The sequence below is a fragment of the Arthrobacter sp. PM3 genome (assembly GCF_003352915.1).
Taxonomy (GTDB): Bacteria; Actinomycetota; Actinomycetes; order Actinomycetales; family Micrococcaceae; genus Arthrobacter.
Genome location: NZ_CP022314.1, coordinates 1,944,746 through 1,965,951, shown reverse-complemented (window position 1 = coordinate 1,965,951; position 21,206 = coordinate 1,944,746). Strand labels below are relative to the sequence as shown.

Sequence of the window (21,206 nt, the reverse complement as noted above, 5' to 3'; positions counted from 1 at the left end):
CAGCGCCGTTCATGAGAATGCCCCGAATCTACCGCTGTGCTCTTTCCCAACGCCAGAGTTCCGGGGCTCTTACCACCCAAGTTTAGCCGAAAACGGTGACCGGCATCGCTTTGGGTCCCCGCCCGTCGCAGAGCCCGCCACATGCCGGGCGTGACTTGCAGGACGGTCCGGAGTCGAATTAAGTGAGAGTGCCCCTCGGAAAGGACCCCCGCGCCATGTCCCCCACGATGCCGTCCCGGAACACCGAACACATCCGCGTCACGCATGCCGGCTCATTGCCCCGGACGCCCGAACTGATCGCCGCGAACGAGGCCAAGGAAGCCGACGGCATCACTGCCGAATTCCTGGACCTGTTGGAAACCTCAGTGGTGGACGTGGTCCAGCGCCAGAAGGACCTCGGCGTCGACATCCCCAACGACGGCGAGTACGGGCACGCGATGTCCAGCTCCGTGGACTACGGCGCCTGGTGGAACTACTCCTTTTCCCGGCTCGGCGGCCTGGAACCGACCGACGTCGACCGCTGGGCCGACGCCAAGGTGCACCGGTCCTCGCCGGGCCACATCGTCTTGACGTCCTTCCCGGACCGCCGGGACCGGCTGAAGTTCAATGACGCCTACAGCGACCCCGCCTCGGGGATCCTGGCCCACCGCCGCGCCGTCACGCAGCCCAAGATCGCCGGGCCGCTGACGTACACCGGCCACGCGCTCGTGGCCTCGGACGTCGCCAACCTCAAGACCGGCCTGGCCGCGGCCGGACTCAGCGAGGGATTCGTCGCGTCCCTCTCCCCCGGCTCGTGCGCCCGCGTGGCCAACGAGTACTACCGCAGCGACGAGGAACTCGTCTATGCCTGCGCGGACGCCATGCGGGAGGAGTACAAGGCGATCATCGACGCCGGCCTGACGGTCCAGCTCGATGACCCGTCGCTGGCCGAGAGCTGGGACCAGATCAACCCCGAGCCGAGCCTCGAGGATTACCTGAAGTTCATCCAGCTCCGGGTCGAGGCCACGAACTGGGCGCTGCGCGGCCTCCCGCCGGAGCAGATCCGGCTGCATGTCTGCTGGGGGTCCTGGCACGGCCCGCACACCACGGACATCCCGTTCGCGGACATCGTCGGAGCGGTGCTGCAGGTCAACGCCGGGGGCTATTCCTTCGAGGCGGCCAACGTCCGGCACGAACATGAGTGGCGGGTATGGCAGGACACCGCGCTGCCCGACGGCAAGGTGATTATTCCCGGCGTCGTCTCCCACGCCACCAACGTCGTGGAGCATCCGGACCTCGTGGCGGACAGGATCGTGCGCTTTGCGGAGCTCGTGGGCCGCGAAAACGTGGTTGCGTCCACCGACTGCGGGCTGGGCGGCCGGGTGCATCCGCAGATTGCGTACGCCAAACTCGAGGCCCTCGGCGAGGGCGCACGCCGCGCCACGGCCCGTCTCTGGTAGCAGGGTTCGGGTGCCGGCCGATCCGCCAGGGTCCCGGGACGACGGCGGAACCGGCGACGGGTGCGGCGGGGCTTGGTAGACTGGTAAGGATCGATCAGGAATCGGTCCACATCACATTTTCACACCACACCGGCCGCAGCGTGCCCTGCCTTTGGCGTGCCCGCATCCGGTGTGGCAGCTTTGCCAATCCCGCAGGAGACCCAGCACCATATGACAGCCCTGGCCACTGAAAATTTCCGCGAAGAGCTCCTGAGCCGCCGGTACGAACCCAACGTCGCCCCCGTCAATGAGCTTTGTGACGCTCTCCAGGCAACCCGGGCGGGCACTGTTGTCCCCTACGTGGACCCCATGCACGACGTCGAAGAGTGCCGCATCGTCAGCCTGTACTCCAACATCGGCACCGCGGACGGATCAGGCTTCATCACCGCCGGCGACGACGAGGCTGCCACCCGCATGCTGGGCATCCAGTGGAAGCTGGGCCTGCGCCCGGAATTCGTCATGCCGTGGAACGTCCACCCGTGGCACGTCCCCGGCGAGCCCAACGGCAAGTTCACGCCGGACCAGATTTCCTCCGGCCTCAAGCCGCTGCTGAAGTTCCTCGCCCTCGTGCCCCGCGCGTCCGTGATCGTGGCCCACGGCACCGAGGCCAACCGCCTGGCCAACCTGCTGCTGAAGACCGAGGTTCCCATGATCTGGCGCCGGGGCCTGAAGACCTACAAGGTACGTTCCCTCAGCGGCCGCGCCTTCGCCGGCACCCCGGCCCGCCAGGAGGAATACCTCACGGACATGCGCACCGCCTACGCCGACGCCATGGCGCGCACGGGCCTGGCCAAAGCCAACTAACGCTTAAACCGCAACGCGGGGTCACTTGCCGTCCGTCCCGGTCCCGGGAATGGACGGCAAGTGACCCCGCGTTGCTTTGTCCTGCTGCTTTGCCTGCGGGCGCTTTAGCCTTTGGCCTCAATGGCCGCCTTAGCGCCGGGATCGGAATCGTTGAGGAACTTCTCGATCCGTTCCGGTTCCTCGGCCTCGCCGATCGCGGCGGACGCACGGCCCAGCGAGTAGAGGGCGCGCAGGAAGCCGCGGTTGGGCTCGTGCTCCCACGGGATCGGCCCCACGCCGCGCCAACCATTGCGGCGCAGCGCGTCCAGGCCGCGGTGGTAGCCGACCCGTGAATACGCGTAGGAGTCGATGGTCCGGCCCTCGGTCCATGCTTCCTCGGCCAGGATGGCCCACAGGAGCGAGGACGTGGGATGCTTCGCCACGAGGTCCACGGCCTCCTGGCCGAGCGCGAGGTGCTGGTACACCTCGGTCTCGGCAGGCAGGAGTGTGGGCTCGGGGCCCATCAGGTTCTTGCGGAACTCGTCGGACATTACTAGAACGTCTTGCCGACGGAGCCGAGCTGCTGGGCTGCCTCGACAACACGGGCGGCCAGGCCGGCCTCGGCGGAGGCGCCCCAGACGCGGGGATCGTACATCTTCTTGTTGCCGACCTCGCCGTCGACCTTCAGGACACCGTCGTAGTTGCGGAACATGTGGTCCGCGACCGGGCGGGTGTAGGCGTACTGGGTGTCGGTGTCGATGTTCATCTTGATGACGCCGTAGGAGACGGCGTCGGCGATTTCCTTCTCGGAGGAGCCGGAGCCGCCGTGGAAGACGAGGTCGAACGGGTTGGCCTTGCCGATCTTCGCGCCGACCTGTTCCTGGATGTCCTTGAGGATCTCCGGGCGCAGCTTCACGCCGCCGGGCTTGTACACGCCGTGCACGTTGCCGAAGGTCAGGGCCGTGATGTAGCGGCCGTTCTCGCCGGAGCCGAGCGCGTCGACCGTGGCCAAGGCGTCCTCGACCGTGGTGTAGAGCTTCTCGTTGATCTCGTTCTCGACGCCGTCTTCCTCGCCGCCGACCGTGCCGATCTCGACCTCGAGGATCATCTTGGCGGCCGCGGTGCGCTCGAGCAGTTCACGGGCGATCCGCAGGTTCTCCTGCAGGGTCTCGGCGGAGCCGTCCCACATGTGGGAGTTGAAAAGGGGGTTGCGGCCGGCCTTGACCTCGGCCTCGGAGGCGGCCAGCAACGGGAGCACGAAGCCGTCCAGCTTGTCCTTGGGGCAGTGGTCCGTGTGCAGGGCGATGTTGACGCCGTAGTTCTTGGCGACCTCGCGGGCGAACGCCGCGAAGCCCAGGGAGCCGGCAACCATGTCCTTCGTGGAGGCGCCGGACCAGTATGCCGCACCGCCGGTGGAGACCTGGACAATGCCGTCGGACTCGGCCTCGGCGAAGCCGCGCAGGGCTGCGTTCAGGGTCTGGGAGGACGTGACGTTGACCGCCGGGAACGCGAAGCCGCCCGACTTTGCGCGGTCGATCATCTCGGAGTAGATCTCTGGGGTTGCAATGGGCATGCTGACTCCTAAAGTGAATGTCGTCTACGGGTGGTGACCCTGGAGGGAACCTCGTCGGCTACGAACCATCCTAGCCATTACCTTGCCGCGGCAGTGTCTCCGGTCACTCGCCCGCTGTAACACTCCCGGCGGGCTTGTGCACCCCTGGGGGGACATGTCCAGTCTTAGGGCCGATGAGTGGACAGGTGGGCTTCATGTCCTGTGATGCTCCATACCGTGGGGCATGTCCAGTCGTTAGCGCAGGGCGCGCGGAACATGTCCAGTCTTTAGGCCAAGGAGCGGACAGGCGGGCTTCATGTCCTGTCATGTTCCCTACCGTGCCGCGCAGCTACCCCGGGAGCTGGCCGAACACGTGCCGGCGGATCCAGGCGTGCATCGCGATCGCGGCGGCGGAGGCGGCGTTGATGGAGCGGGTGGAGCCGAACTGCTCGATCGACAGCGTGGCGAGGGCGGCGTCGTGGACTTCCGGAGTCAGGCCGGGGCCTTCCTGGCCGAACACCAGGACACAGTCCCTGGGCAGCTCGTACGTCTCCAGCGGGACGGAGTCCGGGAAGATGTCGATTCCGATGATCGCGAGCCCCTCACCCTGCGCCCACGTGACGAAGTCGGCCACTGTGGGGTGGTGGCGGACGTGCTGGTAGCGGTCGGTGACCATGGCCCCGCGGCGGTTCCACCGGCGTCGTCCGATGATGTGGACTTCCTTGGCGAGGAACGCGTTGGCGGTCCGGACCACGGTGCCGATGTTGAGGTCGTGCTGCCAGTTCTCGATGGCGATGTGGAAGTTGTGCCGCCGGGCGTCCAGGTCCGCGACGATCGCCTCGTGCTTCCAGTAGCGGTATTTGTCCACCACGTTGCGCCGGTCACCGTCCGCCAGAAGGTCAGGATCCCAGTGGTCCCCGTGCGGCAGTTCACCTTCCCAGGGGCCGACGCCGACCTCCGCCTTGGGCTCCGTCCCCGCCTCAGCGTCTGCCGGACTCCCGGTTGAGGGGTCTGCTGCGGGCGCGGGGGTGCCGGGGATCTCGGGTTCAGTCACGCCTCAACACTAGACTTAGGACGAGCAAGCGGCACACTTACGGCGGAGGACACTATGGCAGAAGAGCGCGAAGACCAGCGGACAGAGGCAGACCAGGTACGCACCTCTGCGTCCGTGTACCGCAGCGGCCAGGAAATCGAATGCTGGCTGACGGACATGGACGGCGTGCTCGTCCACGAGAACCAGCCGATCCCGGGCGCGGCGGAGCTGATCCAGCGCTGGGTGGACACCTCCAAGCGCTTCCTCGTGCTGACCAACAATTCGATCTTCACGCCCCGGGACCTCGCGGCCCGGCTGAGCTCCTCCGGCCTGGAAATCCCCGAGGAGAACATCTGGACCTCGGCCCTGGCCACCGCCCAGTTCCTCAAGGACCAGATCCGCGGCTCCGAGTCGGGGAACCGCGCCTACACGATCGGCGAGGCAGGGCTCACGACGGCGCTCCACGAGGCCGGCTTCATTCTCACCGACCAGAACCCGGACTTCGTGGTGCTCGGCGAGACCCGCACCTACTCTTTCGAGGCCATCACCATGGCGATCCGGCTGATCCTGGCCGGCGCCCGCTTCATTGCCACGAACCCGGATGCCACCGGCCCGTCGAAGGACGGCCCCATGCCGGCCACCGGCGCCATCGCCGCGCTCATCACCAAGGCGACCGGCCGTGAGCCCTACATTGTGGGCAAGCCGAACCCGATGATGTTCCGGTCGGCCATGAACCAGATCGACGCCCACTCGGAAACCACGGCCATGATCGGGGACCGTATGGACACCGACATCATTGCCGGCATGGAAGCGGGCCTGCACACGGTGCTGGTGCTCAGCGGCATCACGCACCGGGACGACATCGCCGCGTACCCGTTCCGGCCCAACCAGATCCTCAATTCCGTGGCGGACCTCAAGAACCAGATCTGACCCGGCAGCCTGCACCGGCCGGCAGGGCTGCCGCCTGCCGGCGCGGTGCGTCAGAAGGCGGTCTTCTTCCCGCCTCCGATGGGCAGCGGGAAGAGGTCGTCCTGGAGTTTGTCGATGATGGGCCGGTACACGAACGGGCTCCAGCCGGGGCTCGCGTGCGCCGGCCGGGCTCCGTCGGTGCGCAGGTCAGCCGAGGCCATGTTGGCTTTGAACATCAGCGACCACGAATCCCGTGCGGTCTCGTAGTCCACCGTTTTGTCACCGGGGTTGCCGATGAACGCCATCTTCGTCCCGCCGAGCTTGCCGACGTAGCGGCTGGCGTCAAAGTGGTAGATGTAGGCCGACTCGGACTGGATCAGCACGCTGGACGGGGCGATCGGCGAGAGCTGCTCCAGCGTCTGGTCGATCACCTGGCCCCAGCTGCGCTCATCCTTGTGCAGCATCCTCTCACCGAGCTCGTACCCGCCGCGCAGCACCGTGGGGAACCGGAATCCGCTCTCGTAGAGGAACACCACGCCTTCGAACCAGCTCTGGTCCAGCACGTCGTGCCGGCTCGCCGGGCTGGAGTCGAGCAGGATGAATGCGACCTCGACGCCGTGCAGCTCCCGCAGCCGGGCGGCCACCTGGGTGGCCACCATGCCGCCGAAGCTGTGGCCGTAGAAATAGAGGGTGGTGAGCTGATGGGCGCGGACGTGCTCGATCACCGCGATCACCACCTCGTCGATGTCGAGGCCGTCGTTGGAATAGCCGACGGCGGCGAGCTGGCCCCGCTTGTTCAGCGAGCCGCGCAGGGCGTTGAGGATCCATATGGCTTCTTCCCAACTGGTCTTGTAGCCGGGAAATAGGATCCAGCTGGCGCGGGGAAAATACCGCTCGGCGACGTCGTCCCTGACTTCGAGGATCCGGTTGACGCGCCGCTCGGCCTGGACGCGGCGGGTGAACAGCATGTCCGCCGCCAGCAGGGACGCCGATCCCGCGCCGACCAGGAACGTGCGTCGCGAAAAGCGCTTGAGTTCGACGGCGTGGCGGAGCAGGCGGGCCTCGGCAGGACCGGGGCCTCGCGGATGGTTCGGTTCCATCTCGGCCGGCACATGACTACCGTATCCACGCTCCGGCGGCGACGAGAAACCGGGACGGCGCGCGGCCCGGGCGGCGCCCGGACCGCTGCGCGGGCTACACGGGTTCGGGTTCGGCTTCGCGGCGGCTGATCTCCAGGCCGATTTCGTCGTAGGTCGCCAGCAGTTCCGAGCGGGCCATGCCGGCCGGGTCGTCGAGCAGCCCGAAAACGGAGTCGCTCGCGGCGAGGAGTTCGTCGTCGGAGAACCGGGTCAGCCGCCGCGTCCCGGCCGGGGCCGCCGAAGCCGTCGCATTCCCGGACATGTCCAGGGTCTGCAAGGTCGCGGAATCGTCGGCGCGCGGGGACAGTTCCAGTGAAACGCCGCCGGGAGCGGACGGGCGGCCGAACTCTTGTCCGGCGGCTCCGCGGTCGATTGCGTTGAGGTCATTGCGCAGGCCGGCCAGCGCCGACGACTCGATGAAGGTGGCCCGGCCGAGATCCACGCTGATGTGCGCGGTGATGCCCATGCGCCGGACACGCTGGATAATCTGCATCAGGGCGGAGCGGGAGGCTTGGGTGAGGCTGCCCCGGATATCAATCCGGACGACGTCTGAAATGACATCGATCTTTACAAGGGCGTGCAGAGACTGGTCCATAGGTACTCCAAAGAAGGATGTCTATGGCCGACGGCTCAACCGCCCCCAGCGTATCCGCCGCGGTGACTGCGCACAAGTCATCGGCCGCTGCCGGTTCAGCCCGTCTGGCGCCGGTCCGGCTCCTCGTAGTGGGTCTTGGTGCCGGTTCCGCCCACCGATTTCACCAGCGAGGTGGCGATATCGCGGAGTTTCATGTTGCCGTGGCTGGAGGCGTCGGTGAGGATCCGGACCGCGGTCTCCTGGTCGCAGCGGTTCTGCGCCATGACAATGCCGATCGCCATGTCGATGACGGTCCGGGACTCGAGTGTGGCCCGCAGGTTGGCGGCGCTGTCCGTGTGCAGGGAGAACCGGACGGCCAGGCGCAGCGCCTGGGAGATTTCGCGGGTGTATCCGCGGGCCCGGTCCGCGACGTCGCCGTCGAACTTGTGCGGGACATCAGAGTAGAGGTTCAGGGCTGCCTGCGCCTCGCCCTGGAGGTGGAACGGCACGGACAACACCGAGCGGAGCCCGTGCGAGGCGACGGCGGCCGCGTAGTCCGGACCCCAGCGGTCCTCGTCGAAGAGATCTGGGACGTAGACTTCCCGTTCCTCCTTGGCCGCCGTCAGGCACGGCCCTTGGGACAGCTTGTACTGGATCTCGTCGACCTGCCGTGCGGAGTCGCTGCTCCACCCGATCGTGGCGGCCTTGCGGTCCCGGAGCAGCGTGATGCCGCACAGGGCATCGTCACCGGAGCCCGCCACCTGGTGTGCGGAAAACCGTGCGAGTTCGTTGAGGAATTCTTCGAAGTCCGCGCTGTCGAGGATCAGGTTTTGGATCTGGTCGACACTGCTGAGCGGGTCAGCGCTCTGGCTTTCAGGGATCGGGAGCATGGCGCGTTCTCCAGGAGCGGGTACGGACGGGGGTATTCAAGTCGATGATAAGTCACCCCCTATGCGCCGTCCACCGCGTCAGCCGAGGGAGAAACTAGGCCAGGCCGAGCTCGTCCTTGCCGAACGCGAAGAGGTAGGGCACCCCGGCTTCGGCCTCGATCTTTTCCTTGGCTCCGGTGTCGCGGTCCACGATCACGGCGACGGCCACCACGTTGCCGCCGGCCTTGCGGATGCCTTCGACGGCGGTCAGCGCGGAGCCGCCGGTGGTGGAGGTGTCTTCCAGGACCAGGACTTTGCGGCCTTCCACGGAGGGGCCTTCGACCTGCCGGCCCATGCCGTAGGACTTCTGCGCCTTGCGGACCACGAACGCGTCCACCGGCCGGCCGGCGTCGACCGCGGCGTGCATGACGGCGGTGCCCACGGGGTCCGCCCCCATGGTGAGGCCGCCGGCGCACTCGAAGTCGATCCCGGCGTCGTCCATCAGGGAGAGCATGACCTGGCCCACCAGTTTGGATGCCTCGTGGTGCAGGGTGATGCGGCGCAGGTCGATGTAGTAGTCGGCCTCGGCGCCGGACGAGAGGATGACCTTGCCGCGGACGACGGCCAGTTCCTTGATTAGTTCCAGGAGGCGGGCACGGGCAGCGGCAGCGTCGGCGGCGAAGTCACGGGTGGCAGTCATGGGTCCCAGTTTAGTGTCTGGTCCGCCGCGGACCGTCCCGGGACCTTTTACTCTTGGCGGCACCCGCGCACGGGAGTCCGATGGAACCATGACGGCAGGAATCGAACCATCCCTGCGCTGGCCTGCGATTACCAAAGACGCCGGCAGTTTCCGGGTCCGGCCCAACCTGGTGGATTATGACGCGGCGTGCGCGGCCTTCACCTGGGATGAGGCCCGGCGGGCCTTGTCCGGGCTCCCCGGCGGGCGTGGCCTGAACATTGCGTACGAGGCGGTGGACCGGCATGCGGCCGGCGACGGCGGGAGCCGCGAGGCGCTGCGGTTCGTGCGGGCCGACGGCAGCACCCGGTCGCTGACTTACGCCGACCTGGCCGAACAGACCAACCGGTTCGCCGGGGTCCTGCGCAGCCTCGGCGTCGGCCGCGGGGAGCGGGTGTTCTCCCTCGCCGGCCGCGGCCCCGCCCTGTACACCGCGGTGCTCGGCACCTTCAAGAACGCGAGCGTGTTCTGTCCCCTGTTTTCCGCGTTCGGCCCGGAACCCGTGCGGCAGCGCCTCGCTCTGGGCTCGGGCCGTGTGCTCGTCACCACACGGATGCTGTACCGCCGGAAGATCGCCCGGCTCCGCGGGGAGCTCCCGGAGCTGCGCCACGTCCTGCTGATCGACGCCGATGGCGAGCCCGAGCCCGGCACCCTGGACCTGGCCGCCCTGATGCGGGAAGCGCCGCCGGAGGCGGAGATCGCGGCCACCGGCCCCGAGGACATGGCCCTGCTGCACTTCACATCCGGCACCACCGGCACCCCGAAGGGCGCCATTCACGTGCACGACGCCGTGACCGCCCACCATGCGACCGGCACCTTCGCCCTGGACCTGCACCCCGGCGACGTCTACTGGTGCACGGCGGACCCCGGCTGGGTCACCGGCACCTCGTACGGGGTGATCGCGCCACTGAGTCACGGAGTCACGGCCGTCGTCGACGAGGAGGAAATGGACGCGGACCGGTGGTACCGGATCCTCGCCGAGCAGGGGGTCACAGTCTGGTACACCGCCCCGACGGCGTTGCGCATGCTCATGAAGGCCGGGGCCGGGCGGGCCGCCGGACACGATCTCTCCGCCCTGCGCTTCGTGGCCAGCGTGGGCGAGCCGCTGAACCCGGAGGTGGTGGTGTGGGGGCAGGAGGCCTTCGGCCAGCCGGTGCATGACAACTGGTGGCAGACCGAGACGGGCGGCATCATGATCTCCAACTACGCCGCCACCGAGATCCGGCCCGGGTCCATGGGCCGGCCGCTCCCCGGCGTCGAGGCGGCCCTGGTGCTACGGGACCAGGACGGCAGGCCCGTGATCCGCGACGGCGAAGCGGAACTGGTCACCGAGCCGGACACCATGGGGGAACTGGCCCTCCGCCCCGGCTGGCCGTCCATGTTCCGCGGCTACCTGCACGAGGAGGAGCGCTACCGCCGCTGCTTCGCCGGCGGCTGGTACCTCACCGGAGACCTCGCTAAACGCGACGCCGACGGCTACTACTGGTTTGTCGGCCGGGGCGACGACGTCATCAAGTCCTCGGGACACCTGATCGGGCCGTTCGAGGTGGAGAGTTCCCTCATGGAGCACCCGGCCGTGGCCGAGGCCGGCGTGATCGGCGTCCCGGACCCGGTGGCCGGCGAGGTGGTCAAGGCCTTCGTGGAGCTTCGGACCGGTTGGGAACCGTCCGGCGAGCTGGCGCTGGACATCATCGGTTTCGCCCGCAAGCGCCTGGGTCCGGCCGTCGCGCCGCGGCTGCTCGACTTCACGGCCGCACTGCCCAAGACCCGAAGCGGGAAGATCCTCCGGCGCCTGCTCAAGGCCCGCGAGCTCGGCCTGCCCGAGGGCGACACCTCCACGATCGAGACGCCCCCGCCGCCCGCTCCCCCGGCCTCCGGAGCGCCGGCATGACCGGCACCGCCGGCCCGCGGGGAGGCCCGGTGGACGCGGCCCACGGCCGGGACTTGCTGCTGCAGATGCTGCGCATCCGCCAGCTGGAGGAGAAATGCGTCGAGCTCTACAGCGCCGCCAAAATCCGGGGCTTCCTGCACGTCTACATCGGGGAGGAAGCCGTGGCCGCCGGCGTCCTGTCCGCCCTGGGACCGGAGGACGCCGTCGTCGCAACCTACCGGGAGCACGGCCACGCGCTGCTGCGGGGCGTCCCGGCCGGGGCGATTCTGGCCGAGATGTACGGCAACGTGGAAGGGTGCTGCCGGGGTCGCGGCGGGTCGATGCACCTCTTCGACGCCGCCACCCGCTTCTTCGGCGGCAACGCGATCGTCGCCGGGGGCCTGCCACTCGCCGTCGGACTGGCGCTCGCCGACAAGATGGCGGGACGGGCAAACGTCACGGCGTGCTTCTTCGGCGAAGGTGCGGTGGCCGAAGGCGAATTCCACGAGAGCCTGAACCTCGCGGCGCTCTGGCAGCTGCCCGTGCTGTTCTGCTGCGAGAACAACCTCTACGCCATGGGAACCGCGCTGGCCCGTTCCGAATCGCAGACGGACATCGCCCTGAAGGCCGCCGCCTACGAGATCCCCGCCTGGGCGGTGGACGGCATGGACGTCCTGGCCGTCGAGGAGGGCGCACGCCGCGCCGTGGATGCCGTGCGCGCCGGCGGCGGCCCGCATTTCCTGGAGCTGCGGACCTACCGTTTCCGGGCGCACTCCATGTTCGACCCCGAACGCTACCGGAGCAAGGACGAGGTGGCCCGGTGGATGGAGCGGGACCCGATCACGCTGCTGCGGACCGCCCTGGAGACTGCGGGCCGGCTTTCCGCCGCGGAGTGGGAGCAGCTGCAGGCGGACGCGCAGGCGGAGATCGCGGCCGCCGTCGACTTCGCCGAGGCCGGGACCCTGGAGCCGGTGGAGGAACTGACCCGTTTCGTCTACAGCGAGCCCGGCGCCGGGAAGGGCACCGGCGCGCCATGAAATCCAGCTACCGTGAAGCGCTCCGGGCGGGCATCCGCGACGCCCTGATCCGCGACGACCGCGTGTTCCTGATGGGCGAGGATGTAGGCGCCTACGGCGGATCATTCGCGGTCAGCCTGGGCCTGCTGGAGGAATTCGGGCCGGAACGGATCCGTGACACCCCGCTGTCGGAGTCCGGATTTGTCGGCGCCGGGATCGGGGCGGCACTGGGCGGCATGCGCCCGATCGTGGAAATCATGACCGTCAACTTCAGCCTCCTGGCCCTCGACCAGATCGTGAACAACGCCGCCACGCTGCTGCACATGTCCGGCGGGCAGCTCCACGTCCCGCTCGTGATCCGGATGACCACCGGCGCCGGCCGCCAGCTCGGCGCCCAGCACTCGCACAGCCTCGAAGGCTGGTACGCGCACATCCCGGGCCTGCGGATCCTCGCCCCGGCCACCCTCGAAGACGCCCGCGGCATGCTGTGGACGGCGCTGGAAGACCCGGATCCGGTGCTGATTTTCGAGCACGGCTCGCTGTACAACGTCCCCGGGGAACTCGCCGACGACGCCGGGCCAGTGGACATCGGCAGCGCCGCCATCCGGCGCCCGGGTACGGACATTTCACTCATCACTTACGGCGGGACGCTCCCCGCCGTGTTCGACGCCGCGGAGCAGCTCGCGTCGGAGGGGATCGACGCCGAAGTGCTGGACCTGCGCACGCTCCGGCCGCTTGACGACGCCGCCATCATCGCCTCCGTGACCCGGACGCACCGCGCGGTGGTGGTTGACGAGGGCTGGCGCAGCGGCAGCCTGTCTGCCGAGGTGAGCGCGCGGATCACCGAACAGGCGTTCTTCGACCTCGACGCGCCGGTGGCCCGGGTCTGCAGCGCGGAGGTGCCCATCCCCTATGCCAAGCACCTCGAGCTGGCCGCCCTGCCGTCCGCGGCGCGGATCGTGGCCGCGGCCAAGGCGACGGCGGCCGCCGGTGGGTGACTTCCTGATGCCCTCGCTGGGGGCCGACATGGAGCACGGCAAGCTCGTCGAGTGGCTCGTCAAGCCCGGCGACTACGTCCGCCGCGGCGACCTCGTGGCGGTCGTGGACACGGACAAGACGGTCATGGACGTGGAGTCCTTCCAGGAAGGCGTCGTGGCGGACCTGCTGGTCGGCATCGGCGAAACCGTTCCCGTGGGAACGCCGCTGGCCAGGATCACTCAGACCCCTGCGGACCTGGGGGCACCGGAACCGGGACCGCCGCCCCGCGTAAAGCCCCCGCCGCGGGTCCCGTCGAAAGCCCGTGCGGTCCCGCCGCGGGTCCCGGAAGTGCCAGGGGCGACGCCGGGTCCTCCGATCGCGCCGCCGGTCCGGCATCTGGCGCACCGGCTGGGCGTGGACCCCGGCCGGATCCACGGCACGGGCAAGGGCGGTGCCGTCACCCGGGCGGACGTGGAGCACGCGGTCGCCGCCCGCCCCGGCAGTGCGGGCAGGGTGCGGTCCGCCCCGCGGGCCCGGCGCCTCGCGGCCGAGCTCGGGGTGGAGCTTTCCGCCGTGACCGGCACGGGACCGGACGGGGCCGTGACGGTGGCCGACGTGCAGGACGCTGCGGCCGCCGCCCCGGGCCCGCCCGAAGCCGGCCTCCCCGAAGCCGGCCCTGAAGCGGCGGAAGGGGAGCCGCCCGCGGTGACAGGAGCGGCGGTGCCGGAAGCGAAGCCGCCCGCGGTGGCGGAAGCGCGGGCCCAGGGCAGGCCGCCGTCGGAGGTCCGCGAGCGCGTGGCCAGCCTGCGCCGCGCCATCGGTGCCCTGATGGCGCGCTCGAAGCAGACCATCCCGCACTATTATCTGAGCACCACCCTGGATCTGGCCGCCGCCGTCGCCTGGATGCAGTCCGTCAACGCTCACCGCCCGGTCGCCGGCCGGTTGGTCCCCTCGGCACTCCTGCTCAAGGCCGCGGCGCTCGCGGCCAGGGACGTCCCCGAGGTCAACGGCTTCTATGGGGACGGCGGGTTCCGGCCCAGCCCGGCGGTGCACCTGGGCGTCGCGGTGGCCCTGCGCCAGGGCGGCCTGGTGGCCCCCGCCATCCACGACGCCGACACCCTGCCGCTGGATGAGCTGATGGAGCAATTGCGCGATCTTGTCAGCCGGGCCCGTGCCGGACGCCTGCAGCGCGCGGAAATGGCGGATCCGACCCTCACGGTGACCAACCTCGGCGACCTCGGCGTGGACAGCGTCTACGGCGTGATCTACCCGCCGCAGGTCGCCATGGTCGGTTTCGGCCGGGTGACGGAACAGCCCTGGGCGCGGGACGGCCTCCTCGGCGTCCGGCACGCCGCCGTAGCCACCCTCTCGGCGGACCACCGGGTCAGCGACGGGCTCCGCGGCGCCCGCTACCTCGCCCGGATCAACGAACTGCTGCAGGAACCGGAACAGCTGTGACACCCGACGCCAGGAAACCGGAGGAACCATGAACGAACAGGACGCCCGGGCGGCGGTGCACGCCGCGATCGGCGCGGTGGCCCCCGACGTCGACCTCGACGACGTCGACGAGGCCGCCAGGCTGCGCCAGGACCTGGAACTGGATTCGCTGGATTTCCTGCGGCTCGTGGAAACCATCGACAAAGCCACCGGCGTGGACATCCCCGAACGCGATTACCCTGCGGTCGCGACCGTCAAAGGACTGATCGGCTACCTCACGGCCCACGGCTAACCCCCGTCGATTGCTCCGTAGCCGCCCTTTTGGGGCCTCAAAAGGGCGGCTACGGAGCAGCGGATGGGAAGGTCCGCGGTTCGGCGCGCCGGGCGAAGTCCGGGGCGTGCTCCGGGCGGGGTCCAAAGGCGATGAAGCGCGGAATGATGGTGCGGACCGCCGGGACGCGCCGGGCCACGAAGAGGACCGCGGCCGGAACCTTGGTCCGCCTGCCCGCCATGATCGGGCCGAAGACGGCGCGCTGCATGATCCGCTGGACGCTCTGCACGATCACGGTGGGCAGCCGCCGTCGGCGTTCCACCTTCTTCAGATCTGCCGTGGTCACCCGGCCGCGGAGCAGTGCGGGGGCGAGGAGTGCCGCCGTGGCCGCCGCGTCCTGGATGGCCAGGTTGATGCCCACGCCGCCGGCCGGGGACATGGCATGCGCGGCGTCCCCGATGCACAGCAGCCCGTTGATGTGCCACGGGTGCAGCCGGTCCAGCCGCACATCCAGCCAGTGCAGGTCCTCGAGTGAGCCGATGGCGTCCACGCGGTCGGCAAGGTCCGGGCGGAGCGCTGCGATCCGCCGTCGGAATCCTTCAACGCCTTCCGCACGGATCCGGGCATCGGTACCTTTCGGCGCGAGGTAGCCCATCTGGTAGTAGTCGGTGCGGAACAGGGCAATCAGGGCCTCCCCGGGCCCGAACGCCGGCACCAGCCCGGCGACCTCGCCGGATTCGGAGGGGTGCCTGGGCAGCCGGAACCACCAGGTATCGAACGGGACCGGGAACTCCTTCGGCGCCAGCGCGGCCGCGGTGCGCAGCACGGAATGCCGGCCGTCGGTGGCCACGACCAGGTCGGCGAGGAGCTCGTCCTGCGTGCCGTCGGGGGCCCGGAAGCGGACTCCCCGGACACGGCCTCCGTTGCGGACCAGCCCGGTGGCGGTGTGGCTCATAAGCAGGGTGAAGCTCGGTTCCTCGGCCGCGGCGGCGGCGAGGAAGTTCAGGAAATCCCACTGCGGCATCATGGCGACGTAGTTGTAGGGCGGTGGCAGGGCGTCGAAGTCGCCCATGGTCACGGGCGGTCCGCCGGGGACCGGGAAGACCACGTTTTTCAGGCGGCTCTGCGGCAGCCGGCGGAATTCCTGGCCGAGGCCGAGTTCGTCAATCAGCCGGATCGTGGAAGGGTGCACTGTGTCGCCGCGAAAGTCGCGCAGGAAGTCCGCGTGTTTCTCCAGCACCGTGACCCGCACCCCGGCCCGGGCCAGGAGCAGTCCCAGCATCATCCCGGCAGGACCCCCGCCCACCACCGCGCATCCCGTCTTCTCCATGGCCCCCACGGTACGCCTGTGCGGGATGCCGCGGGAGGGGTATTCGCGGCGGTTCCTCAACGGCGCTGCGCAAAATACCCTGCGCAGCGAAATCCGCGTAGCGCAGGGTATTTTGCGCAGCGCCCGGCCGGAACCGCAGCGCCGCCCGGCTCAGAGCCGGGTGTCGAAGGAGTCGCAGAAGACGTTCTCGTTGAACGTGCCCTGGAACTCCGACTTGCCCTGGATCTTGTCGATGGTGGCCCGGATGGCCTCGCGCGACCCCGCGTGGGCGTGGATGGCGGTTTTCACCACGGGCACGTCGATAAGGTGGTTGGGCTGGTTGAGCGAGACGAAGACCGTGGGGACCTCGGTGGCGTACCAGGGGATCTCCGCCGCCATCGGGGTGGACCACTTGATCCGGATCGCCGCTTCCTGGGCGAAGCCCTTCACATTGGCGAACACAAACGCGGCGTCGTACTTCTGCGCGTAGTCCGCCGTGGCTTCCTCGGCGATGACGGACATGAAGTTCACCCCGTCCTCGCCGGCGGCCTGGCGCTGATCGGCCGTCCTGAAGACGTGGACTTCGAACCCGGCCTTTTCGAGCTCGTCCCGGACAACATCCAGGTAGGCCAGCGGGTCCGCCCGGGTGAAGTCCGCGCCGCCGGAAATGCCGTAGAGGCGGATCCGTTTGTGCGTTTCCGGCGTGACGGGCAGGTTCCCGGCGGTGTCCTTGACCAGGGTGACGGTCTTGTCCGCAATCTCCGCCGCCACGGCACGGTGGGCCTCGCTGCCGATCAGTTCCAGGGCCTCGACCGGCGGGACGAGGGATTCCCGCGGCGTCCGGTGCAGCCCGAGCGAGGCCTTCAGGCCCAGGATCCGGCGCAGGGCGTCCTGCAGCCGTTCCTCGGTGATGACACCGGACTTGTAGCCTTCCAGCATGTAGCCGAAGTCCTCGGCCGGGTTCCGGAAGAACAGGAACATGTCGCACCCGGCCGCGATGGTGGCCGGGACCAGGTCGCTGCGCTTCATGGCCTGGGTCAGTCCGATCATCTGGGACGCATCGGTCAGGACCAGGCCGTTGAAGCCGAGCTCGCCGCGGAGCAGGTCCTGCAGGAGTTCCGGCGCCAGGGTGGCGGGCAGGATGTCCTGATCCGCCAGTCCGGGACGGAAATGCCGTGAAAGGTCCGGCGCGCCGATGTGGCCGGCCATGATGGACTGCACGCCGTGGCCGATCATTTCCCGGTACACGTGCCCGTAGGTTTCGTTCCACTGCCCGTAGCCGAACGTGTTGTAGGACGTGACCACGTGCTGGTCGCGTTCGTCCACGCCGTCGCCCGGGAAGTGCTTCATGGCGCACACCGTGGGCGACTCGCTGATGCCGTCGAAGTACTCCTTGGCCCGTTCCACGACGATCTCCGGGGTGTTCCCGAACGACCGGGTGGAGATGACGGTGTTGCGCCAGTTGTAGTGGATGTCCACGATCGGCGCGAACGCCCAGTTGCAGCCCAGCGCCGCGGTCTCCACCCCGGCCACTTGCCCCATCCGGCGGGCGATGCCCTTGTCCGGATGCGAGCCTGCCTGCAGGTGGGTGGAGACGAACGTCCCGTCGTCGCAGCTCCCGGCGCCGCCCATTTCGGGATTCGAGGCGATCAGCAGCGGCACCCAGGTCTTGGACTGGGCATAGCGGATGTGCGCCTGCACCTCGGCCGACGGTCCGGGCCGGTAGCGCATGCCGCCCACGTGGTAGTTCTCCAGCACGCCGTCGAGGTACTCCGGGGAGTAGTCGTTGTTGTGGTTGATGAACAGCTGGCCGATTTTCTCCTCGAGCGACATCGCGCCGATGGTGGACTCCACCCAGGCGATGGCGTCGTCGTCGAGGTTGAACGGCGCGGCCTGGAGGTCCACGGCGAACCGGGCGGCATCGCCGTGCAGCGCGGGCAGGGCAGCCACCGCTTCATCAGCGATCTGCTCCACAGGCAGGGCGATGTCCACGACAACACTCTTTTCGTCGGCTTCGAGTTCTTCGAGGGTGCCCAGCTGCGAGTCCAGCAGCGAGAGCGGCATGAAGTGCCCGGGGCGGGCGGCCATGCGGCTGCTGAGCAGTTCCCGGGTCCCGTGCAGGTGCACGAACACCACGGACGGGTCACCGCTGCGGATGATGTCACGGTAGGCGCGTTTGAGCGCGCTGCACGCGATAACCAGGCCGGCGTCCGACGCCGCGAAGCGCCTGCCGATTTCGGCCAGCCACGGTGCCCGGTCGTCGTCGTCCAGCGGAGTGCCGGAGGACATCTTGTCGATGTTCGACTGCGGGTGCAGCGAATCGCCGTCGAGGAAATCCGCGCCGAGGCGTTCGGCAATGGCCGCGCCCACGGTGCTCTTGCCGCAGCTGGTCACGCCCATCACCACCACGTGGGCGGGACCGGCGGCCTGCAGGTCATCAGTCATGGCCGGCTCACCAGTCATGGACGGTGCCGTCGACGAGGCGGTTGTACGGCAGGTAGGCCTGCTGGTAGGGGTAGGCCGCGGCGGCTTCCTCGTTGAATTCGACGCCGATGCCGGGCTTGTCGCCGGGGTGCAGGTAGCCGTCCACGAAGGTCATGGACTGTTCAAAGACCTCGTTGGTCTTGTCCGAGTGCTGCATGTATTCCTGGATGCCGTAGTTGTGGATTGCCAGGCCCACGTGCAGCTGCGCGGCGAACCCGACCGGCGAGATGTCGGTGGGGCCGTGGAAGCCGGACTTGATCTGGTACTGCGCGGCAAAGTCCATGACCTTCTTCAGCGGCGAGATGCCGCCGAAGTGGGTGGAGGCGGCCCGGACGTAGTCGATCAGCTGTTCCTTGATGATGGTCTGGTAGTCGTAGACCGTATTGAAGATTTCGCCGATGGCCAGCGGGGTGGTGGTGTGCTGGCGGACCAGGCGCAGGGCCTCCTGGTTTTCGGCCGGGGTGCAGTCCTCGAGCCAGAAGAGGTCGTACGGTTCCAGCGCCTTGCCCAGCTTCGCGGCCTGGATCGGGGTCATCCGGTGGTGCCCGTCGTGCAGCAGCGGCAGTTCCGGGCCGAACTCGTTGCGCACGGCCTCGAACACTGTGGGCAGGTGGCGCAGGTAGGCCCGGGTGTCCCAGTCCTCTTCCTGCGGGAACGCCCCGCGCCCGGCGGGCTCGTAGTCGTACCGCTCGCCCGAGGCCTGGGCCTGGGCGGCGACGCCGTACACGGCCTTGATGCCCGGGATGGCGGTCTGAATCCGGATCGACTTGTACCCGAGTTCCAGGTGCTCGCGGACCGAGTCGAACAGGGACGGGATGTCCGCGCCGGAGGCGTGGCCGTAGGCGCGCAGCCCGTTCCGGGAAGCCCCGCCCAGCAACTGGTAGACCGGCATGCCGGCCAGCTTGCCCTTGATGTCCCACAGGGCCATGTCGACGGCGGCGATCGCGGCCATCGTGACCGGCCCGCGGCGCCAGTACGAGGACCGGTACAGGAACTGCCAGGTGTCCTCGATCCGGTGCGGGTCCTTGCCGATCAGCAGCTGCGCGACGTGCTCCTTCAGGTACGCGGCCACGGCAAGCTCACGGCCGTTCAGGGTCGCGTCACCGATCCCGGTCACGCCGTCCTCGGTGGTGATCCGCAAGGTCACGAAGTTCCGGGAAGGGCTGGTCACGAAGACGTCAGCGGCAATGATTTTCACAACAGGTCCTTATCTGGGGTGGTGGGGGTGGCTTAGTTGCCGGACGCCAGCGGCGCGGCGGGTACAGCGTCAGCGGAAACAGGGGCGGCGGAAACAGGGGCGGCAGTAGCGGGTGCGGTGTCCGGGGTGGCCGCGGCAGCCGCACTGTCGCCGTCGGACGTTCCGCTGCCGCCAGCGGTGCGGCGGGCGCGGATCTCGCTGAGGATCCGGGCGTGCATGGCGTCAGTGAGCGTGTACTTGGCCATGACGAGTACGGCCAGGATGGTCATGACGGCCGGCAGTGCGCCGGCGGCCACCTGGATGCCGAAGACGGCCTCCGGCGTCTGGGCGGCGCCGGACTTGTAACCGCCCAGGGCCAGGGCGTAGGCCGCCAGGGCTCCGCCGACGGCCTGGCCGGTCTTGCGGGTGAAGGAGAACAGCGCGTAGGTGATGCCCTCGGTCCGGACCCCGGTCTTCCATTCGCCGTACTCGACGGTGTCGGCCTCGAGCGCCCACACCACGATGCTGACGGCGAGGACACCCACGAGGCTGATGAGCAGGCCGGAGAATCCGACCCAGACCTGGCTGGCCGGGGTGAAGAACACAATGGCGCCGCCAACTGCGGAAATCAGCGACGCGGCGATGTAGACGCGCTTCTTGCCGGCGGTCCGGACCAGCCGGGGCATGAACCCGGCCAGCACGAAAGTGAGGACGAGCTGGGTGATGGACAGCACGGGGTACAGGTCCAGCCGTCCCAGGACATCGCGGAGGTAGTACAGCTGCACCGAGGTCAGGGCCAGGTAGCCGGTGAGGAAGAAGAAGGAGCTCAGGCACAGCATCAGCAGCGGCCGGTTGCCTTTGAGGGTGTCCATGCTCTGCTTGAACGTCACGTTCGGGACAGCCCGGTGGACGCGTTCCTTCGCCGTCAACACGGTGAAGAGGTACAGGGCCGCGCCGATCACGACGAACGCGATGGTGATGGTGGTGAACGTGGCCTGCAGGTTCGCGCCGGGCTTGATCAGGGGTGCCACGAAGATGCCCAGGGCAGAGCCGACCAGCAGGGCGCCGATCATCCGGGCGGAGCCCAGCTTGGCGCGTTCGGCCGGGTCCTGGGTCATGGCGCCGGCCAGTGAACCGTAGGGGATGTTGACCAGGCTGTAGGCCAGGCCCAGGGCGGCGTACGTGACGTAGGCGTAGATCAGGGTGCCGGATTCGCCCAGGGCGGGGATGGAGAAGGTGGCCACGCTCAGCAGCAGCAGCGGGATGGAGCCGAACATGATGAACGGGCGGAACTTGCCGAACCGCTTGCTGTAGGTCCGGTCCACCACGCGGCCGGCGAAGACGTCGGCGAAGGCGTCGAAGACCCGAACCACGAGCAGCAGGGTGCCGGCGGCCGCGGCGGAGATGCCGGCCACGTCTGTGTAGTACACCAGCAGGAACATGGTGGCGGTGGTGAATGCGAGGTTGTTGGCAGCATCGCCGGCGCCGTAGCCGACGATGCTGAGCTTGCTCAGCTTTTTCATGATTGGGCTCCTTTACCCGTTGCCGGACGCAGACGAGGGTCGGGGTCCGGCGAAAAATTTGTGGTGGG

19 protein-coding genes are annotated in these 21,206 nt (G+C 68.7%); 8 read left to right on the top strand and 11 right to left on the bottom strand.

What is annotated here, in order from left to right:
- The first annotated feature begins 215 nt into the window (after positions 1–215).
- Positions 216–1,439 carry a cobalamin-independent methionine synthase II family protein gene (locus tag CFN17_RS09125; RefSeq protein WP_395926722.1) on the top strand — a complete coding sequence of 408 codons (1,224 nt, stop codon included), beginning with the start codon at positions 216–218 and terminating at the stop codon, positions 1,437–1,439.
- A gap of 210 nt (positions 1,440–1,649) precedes the next feature.
- A complete protein-coding gene (locus CFN17_RS09120) occupies positions 1,650–2,282 on the top strand; it encodes a uracil-DNA glycosylase (protein WP_208751081.1) in 633 nt (210 codons plus the stop codon).
- Positions 2,283–2,386: 104 nt separating this feature from the next.
- Here the strand turns inward: CFN17_RS09120 and CFN17_RS09115 are convergent, their stop codons facing one another.
- The 3 genes from CFN17_RS09115 to CFN17_RS09105 form a co-directional block, all read right to left on the bottom strand.
- Positions 2,387–2,812, bottom strand: coding sequence for a DUF3151 domain-containing protein (locus CFN17_RS09115; protein ID WP_208751080.1), 426 nt, complete (start codon positions 2,810–2,812; stop codon positions 2,387–2,389).
- A gap of 2 nt (positions 2,813–2,814) precedes the next feature.
- On the bottom strand, positions 2,815–3,834 hold the full coding sequence (gene fbaA / locus CFN17_RS09110) for a class II fructose-bisphosphate aldolase (protein WP_208751079.1): 1,020 nt from the start codon (positions 3,832–3,834) through the stop codon (positions 2,815–2,817).
- Between the two features lie 328 nt (positions 3,835–4,162).
- Positions 4,163–4,867 (bottom strand): TrmH family RNA methyltransferase, encoded by a 705-nt coding sequence (locus CFN17_RS09105; RefSeq protein ID WP_395926717.1) that lies wholly within the window; start codon positions 4,865–4,867, stop codon positions 4,163–4,165.
- Positions 4,868–4,921: 54 nt separating this feature from the next.
- On the opposite strand from CFN17_RS09105, the gene CFN17_RS09100 reads away from it, so the two are divergent.
- Positions 4,922–5,776, top strand: a complete 855-nt coding sequence (locus CFN17_RS09100; protein WP_208751078.1) for an HAD-IIA family hydrolase — start codon at positions 4,922–4,924, stop codon at positions 5,774–5,776.
- A 50-nt stretch (positions 5,777–5,826) separates the two neighbouring features.
- On the opposite strand, the gene CFN17_RS09095 is transcribed toward CFN17_RS09100, so the two are convergent.
- The 4 genes from CFN17_RS09095 to pyrE all read right to left on the bottom strand — a co-directional run bounded on the left by CFN17_RS09095 (position 5,827) and on the right by pyrE (position 9,037).
- Entirely contained in the window at positions 5,827–6,855 is a 1,029-nt protein-coding gene (locus tag CFN17_RS09095) for a thioesterase domain-containing protein (RefSeq protein WP_208751409.1), read from the bottom strand.
- A gap of 94 nt (positions 6,856–6,949) precedes the next feature.
- A complete protein-coding gene (locus tag CFN17_RS09090) occupies positions 6,950–7,489 on the bottom strand; it encodes a hypothetical protein (RefSeq protein WP_208751077.1) in 540 nt (179 codons plus the stop codon).
- Between the two features lie 95 nt (positions 7,490–7,584).
- Positions 7,585–8,358 carry a GAF and ANTAR domain-containing protein gene (locus CFN17_RS09085; protein WP_208751076.1) on the bottom strand — a complete coding sequence of 258 codons (774 nt, stop codon included), beginning with the start codon at positions 8,356–8,358 and terminating at the stop codon, positions 7,585–7,587.
- A 94-nt stretch (positions 8,359–8,452) separates the two neighbouring features.
- On the bottom strand, positions 8,453–9,037 hold the full coding sequence (pyrE, locus tag CFN17_RS09080; protein ID WP_208751075.1) for an orotate phosphoribosyltransferase: 585 nt from the start codon (positions 9,035–9,037) through the stop codon (positions 8,453–8,455).
- A gap of 88 nt (positions 9,038–9,125) precedes the next feature.
- Between pyrE and acsA the strand changes: the two genes are divergently transcribed.
- The 5 genes from acsA to CFN17_RS09055 are packed head-to-tail and all read left to right on the top strand — an operon-like array spanning position 9,126 to position 14,666.
- Positions 9,126–10,964, top strand: coding sequence for an acetate--CoA ligase (gene acsA / locus CFN17_RS09075; RefSeq protein ID WP_208751074.1), 1,839 nt, complete (start codon positions 9,126–9,128; stop codon positions 10,962–10,964).
- Positions 10,961–11,980, top strand: coding sequence for a pyruvate dehydrogenase (acetyl-transferring) E1 component subunit alpha (gene pdhA, locus CFN17_RS09070; protein ID WP_208751073.1), 1,020 nt, complete (start codon positions 10,961–10,963; stop codon positions 11,978–11,980). Before acsA ends, pdhA begins: the two co-directional genes overlap by 4 nt.
- A complete protein-coding gene (locus CFN17_RS09065; RefSeq protein WP_208751072.1) occupies positions 11,977–12,957 on the top strand; it encodes an alpha-ketoacid dehydrogenase subunit beta in 981 nt (326 codons plus the stop codon). The genes pdhA and CFN17_RS09065 overlap by 4 nt, the downstream gene beginning before the upstream one ends.
- The gene (locus CFN17_RS09060) at positions 12,950–14,395 is read left to right on the top strand and encodes a 2-oxo acid dehydrogenase subunit E2 (protein ID WP_208751071.1); all 1,446 of its coding nucleotides are present in this window, start codon (positions 12,950–12,952) and stop codon (positions 14,393–14,395) included. Before CFN17_RS09065 ends, CFN17_RS09060 begins: the two co-directional genes overlap by 8 nt.
- A gap of 28 nt (positions 14,396–14,423) precedes the next feature.
- Complete coding sequence (locus CFN17_RS09055; protein ID WP_208751070.1) at positions 14,424–14,666, top strand: acyl carrier protein; 243 nt, start codon at positions 14,424–14,426, stop codon at positions 14,664–14,666.
- Between the two features lie 49 nt (positions 14,667–14,715).
- Here CFN17_RS09055 and CFN17_RS09050 read toward each other — a convergent pair whose 3' ends face one another.
- The 4 genes from CFN17_RS09050 to uidB form a co-directional block, all read right to left on the bottom strand.
- Positions 14,716–15,975 carry an FAD-dependent oxidoreductase gene (locus CFN17_RS09050; protein WP_208751069.1) on the bottom strand — a complete coding sequence of 420 codons (1,260 nt, stop codon included), beginning with the start codon at positions 15,973–15,975 and terminating at the stop codon, positions 14,716–14,718.
- A 150-nt stretch (positions 15,976–16,125) separates the two neighbouring features.
- Entirely contained in the window at positions 16,126–18,399 is a 2,274-nt protein-coding gene (locus tag CFN17_RS09045; RefSeq protein ID WP_208751068.1) for a gluconokinase, GntK/IdnK-type, read from the bottom strand.
- A 7-nt stretch (positions 18,400–18,406) separates the two neighbouring features.
- Positions 18,407–19,636 carry a D-mannonate dehydratase ManD gene (manD, locus tag CFN17_RS09040; protein ID WP_208751067.1) on the bottom strand — a complete coding sequence of 410 codons (1,230 nt, stop codon included), beginning with the start codon at positions 19,634–19,636 and terminating at the stop codon, positions 18,407–18,409.
- Positions 19,637–19,668: 32 nt separating this feature from the next.
- Entirely contained in the window at positions 19,669–21,138 is a 1,470-nt protein-coding gene (gene uidB, locus CFN17_RS09035) for a glucuronide transporter (protein WP_261792421.1), read from the bottom strand.
- Positions 21,139–21,206: the final 68 nt, after the last annotated feature.